The sequence below is a fragment of the Bacillus sp. 05T31 genome, from assembly GCF_056396725.1.
The window spans coordinates 1-3,384 of sequence record NZ_JBFTMA010000492.1; the positions used below are offsets into that span (position 1 = coordinate 1).

A 3,384-nucleotide genomic window follows, 5' to 3' on the forward strand; every position below is an offset into this window, starting at 1 on the left:
CGTTAAGGGCACTTGCGATTTGTGATTTACTATAAACCATAGATTCTGTATACTGCATTCTTGCGGGTAACGTATGTGTTTTAGAATACTTTTCATTCCAAGTAGATACTAAATCATCTACTGCTCCAGCCACATTACCATATGTCGGATTTTGGACAGTAATTGTATTTTCTTTTCTCATGCCAGGTAAGTCTATACTAATATTCAAAGGCTTTCTCTTAGCCACTAATAAACTCGGTTGATTGTCTGCAAAAGCTTTATTTGCAAGTTGTACCGCTCCTGGATACGTACGATTCACCACAGAATCAATAATCGAAATATCGACTGGTGAAGTTGTAAGTGATTTTTTCTCRCGTTCMACTACTACAAATTTACCATTTGAATTGATACTTTCTTTCGGAACAAARCTCTCTACTYTATCACCATTTACWGCTAAAACMTCTTKAYTATYATAYTTWARATTTGCTATRCCAGTATCAATGCCACTAGCATTTTTKGTTRCATCAKTTGCATTACCTRYTTGTGTTTCYGCGAAGGAAATAGATGAATAATTAATAGTGCATARACTAACTAATAAACACGCAAGGAACTTTCTTCTTTTAGTGTTTTTCTTAATATTCAGAAAAATCACCCCGTTCTTTTTTTAGTAAGATATGATAATGATTGATAAATGATAGCTAACTAATAAACCTACATAAATGCTTTCAAAAGTTCTTGAATTAACGGGATTACGCCACCTACAAATTTCAAAACTGCCATTGCGATTTCCATATTATTTCCTCCTTTTTTATTGCTACGAAAATGTGATTTATCTTTATGCCCTCATTATAGTGACCCCTTACACTTTTATCAATACACTCTTATATGCAATATTACATACAAAAAAACAAGCTGAATTCTTATAAAAAGTTATACAGAGATAAATTTTTCGTTTGGTAAATACTTGAAATACGAAGCGTTCCTTTGCATTTCATGAGTAATTTACAAGTTTATTGTTGGAAGCATCGCAGGACCGGAAGTAATGAAATACATGYAGGACTGTTACGAGCAGCCAGAAATATTAAGAGTTATCATGGGCAACCGCATTAAAAAAAGCTGCTGCCTATAAAATACAGACAGCAACTTCAACTAGAGTAGCTGGCATGATTTACACAAGCTACAGTATTTTTTTGACATACTCATTTTTCACATTTTGTAACTAATAAACAGCGATTGGCCCATAAGGACCTTTGATAATTTCAATTTTCGTTTCAAAAATATCTGTTAAAATTGTTGGGTCCATAACCTCTTCTACTGTTCCAAAAGCAGCAATTTGTCCATCCTTCATAGCACAAATTTTATCCGAATATTTTGCTGCAAAATTTATGTCATGCATAACAGTCAAAATTGTTCTTCCAAATTCATTAGCTGCACGTCTCAAATGCTCCATCATTTGAACAGAACGAGCAACATCAAGGTTGTTCAGAGGCTCGTCCAAAAGTACATATTCAGTCTCTTGGCACAATACCATTGCTACATATGCCCTTTGTCTTTGACCACCAGAAAGCTCATCTAAATATCTATTCTCTAAATTAGTTAAATCTAGAAAATCTATATATTTAGAAATAATAGCTTCATCCTCTTTAGTTAATCTTCCCTTTGAATAAGGAAAGCGCCCAAATCCAACTAATTGTCTAACAGTAAGCCTAGTTACAAAATGATTCTCTTGTCGCAATATAGTCAAAACTTTTGCTAAGTCTTTTGATTTGGATTCAGAAACATCCATATTTGCTACTTGAATTTGGCCTTCATCCATATCTAAAAGTCTTCCAATCATCAATAGTGTCGTTGACTTTCCAGCGCCATTTGGTCCAATTAAAGAAGTAAAGCCCGCTTTTGGTATTTCAATATCCAAAGGTCCTATTTTCACCTTATCAGTATAGAACTTTTTAACATTATCAATTTTTATCATAAAGCCCTCTTCCTTAAAACTATAGTTAAGAATATTATTCCACCAAATAATTCAATAATAACTGAAACTACACCTTGAGCATGGAATACATGATACATTAAAAAGTATGCACTCGTCATTATCAAAAATCCTATTGCAAAAGCCATTGGAAAAATATATCTATGATCATAAGTTGACGCCGCCTGATAACTCAAAGTTGCTACTAAAAAGCCGTAGAAAGTAAGTGGCCCAATTAGAGCTGTTGAAATGGACATCAAAATAGCAACTAATACAAGCGTATAAATTACACTAGGTTGATATTTAACTCCAAAAGAAGTAGCAACATCCTTTCCTAGTGACAAAACATTCAAATTCTTAGAATGAGCAAAAATTAATACTGCTACAATTATGACCATGGGAATTACAATCGGAAAATATGCAGGATCTGCATGATTAACAGAACCAAATAATCTTGCTTGTAAAATATCAAATTCTGAAGGTGCAAGTAGTTTTCTCATGAAAGTTGACACAGAATTTAGCCCGGTACCAATAATAATTCCAACTAAAAGCATAAGTTGTAAATTCCCGTATTTACCGGAAAGTAACCATCCATAAAGTATCAAACTCATAAAGACCATAACAACAACTTGGAATAAAAATGATCCAATTCCATTAAAATTGATCAATGCACTAGCACCAAAGAAGAATATTGTACTCGTTTGAATTGCTGAATAAAGTGATTCGAAACCTAAAAGCGAAGGAGTAATAATCTTATTGCTCGTAATAGATTGGAAAGCAACTGTCGACAAGCTATGGCAAACTGCAGCAATAATCATCGCAACAATAGCTACTATCCTTCTCTTAACAACTGGGATAAAAGAAGGTGAGTCTATCGGAACTGGATTGTTATAAACTAAAAGTCCATATGAAGAAAGGAGACCTAAAGCAATCAATGTGATCAGTAAAATCCAATAACGTCTTGCTTCCTTCTTAGAACGAAAAGCRCTAGCTGATCTACTTTYATTATGAAGGCTAGAATCGATTTCGACATTTTCTTTATTTCTATATTCTAATGTGATCATCGYAGCCTCCTTGGTTTTCTTTKTCTCAATAAAATAGTAATAAAYACGACTGCTCCCACTGTTGCAAGTATTAAAGAAACAGGTACTTCAAAAGGCTTTATAATTGTTCGAGAAATGATGTCACAGGCAGTTATTGTCCCCATTCCGATCACACATACCCAAGGTAAATTACTCCTAAGATCATCACCTCTAAACATTGAAACAATGTTTGGAACAATTAATCCCAAGAAAGGTAAGTTTCCAATAACAGCTGCAACAACTCCAACTGCAACAGAGATAAGGCCAGTCCCAAAAAGAACAATTCTATTGTAATTAACTCCAAGGCTTGTTGCGACATCTTCTCCTAGTCCAGCTAAAGTCAATCTATTAGCA

The 3,384-nt window shown here is 33.9% G+C and carries 4 protein-coding genes; all 4 read right to left on the reverse strand.

Going from position 1 to position 3,384, the window contains the following annotated elements; translation table 11 throughout:
- Positions 1-631 (reverse strand): thiol-activated cytolysin family protein (locus AC1DJR_RS22660; protein ID WP_477003560.1); only part of this gene is annotated, 631 nt, incomplete at its 3' end.
- 567 nt (positions 632-1,198) lie between these two features.
- Positions 1,199-1,951, reverse strand: coding sequence for an iron ABC transporter ATP-binding protein (locus AC1DJR_RS22665; RefSeq protein ID WP_002089518.1), 753 nt, complete (start codon positions 1,949-1,951; stop codon positions 1,199-1,201).
- Entirely contained in the window at positions 1,948-3,012 is a 1,065-nt protein-coding gene (locus tag AC1DJR_RS22670) for an iron chelate uptake ABC transporter family permease subunit (RefSeq protein ID WP_477003561.1), read from the reverse strand. Before AC1DJR_RS22670 ends, AC1DJR_RS22665 begins: the two co-directional genes overlap by 4 nt.
- Positions 3,009-3,384 (reverse strand): iron chelate uptake ABC transporter family permease subunit (locus tag AC1DJR_RS22675; RefSeq protein WP_477003562.1); only part of this gene is annotated, 376 nt, incomplete at its 5' end. The genes AC1DJR_RS22675 and AC1DJR_RS22670, both read right to left, overlap by 4 nt.

What these genes read in the sequence shown, in the direction of transcription:
- AC1DJR_RS22665 (WP_002089518.1), bottom strand. Translation starts at nt 1,951, where the DNA reads ATGATAAAAATTGATAATGTTAAAAAGTTCTATACTGATAAGGTGAAA.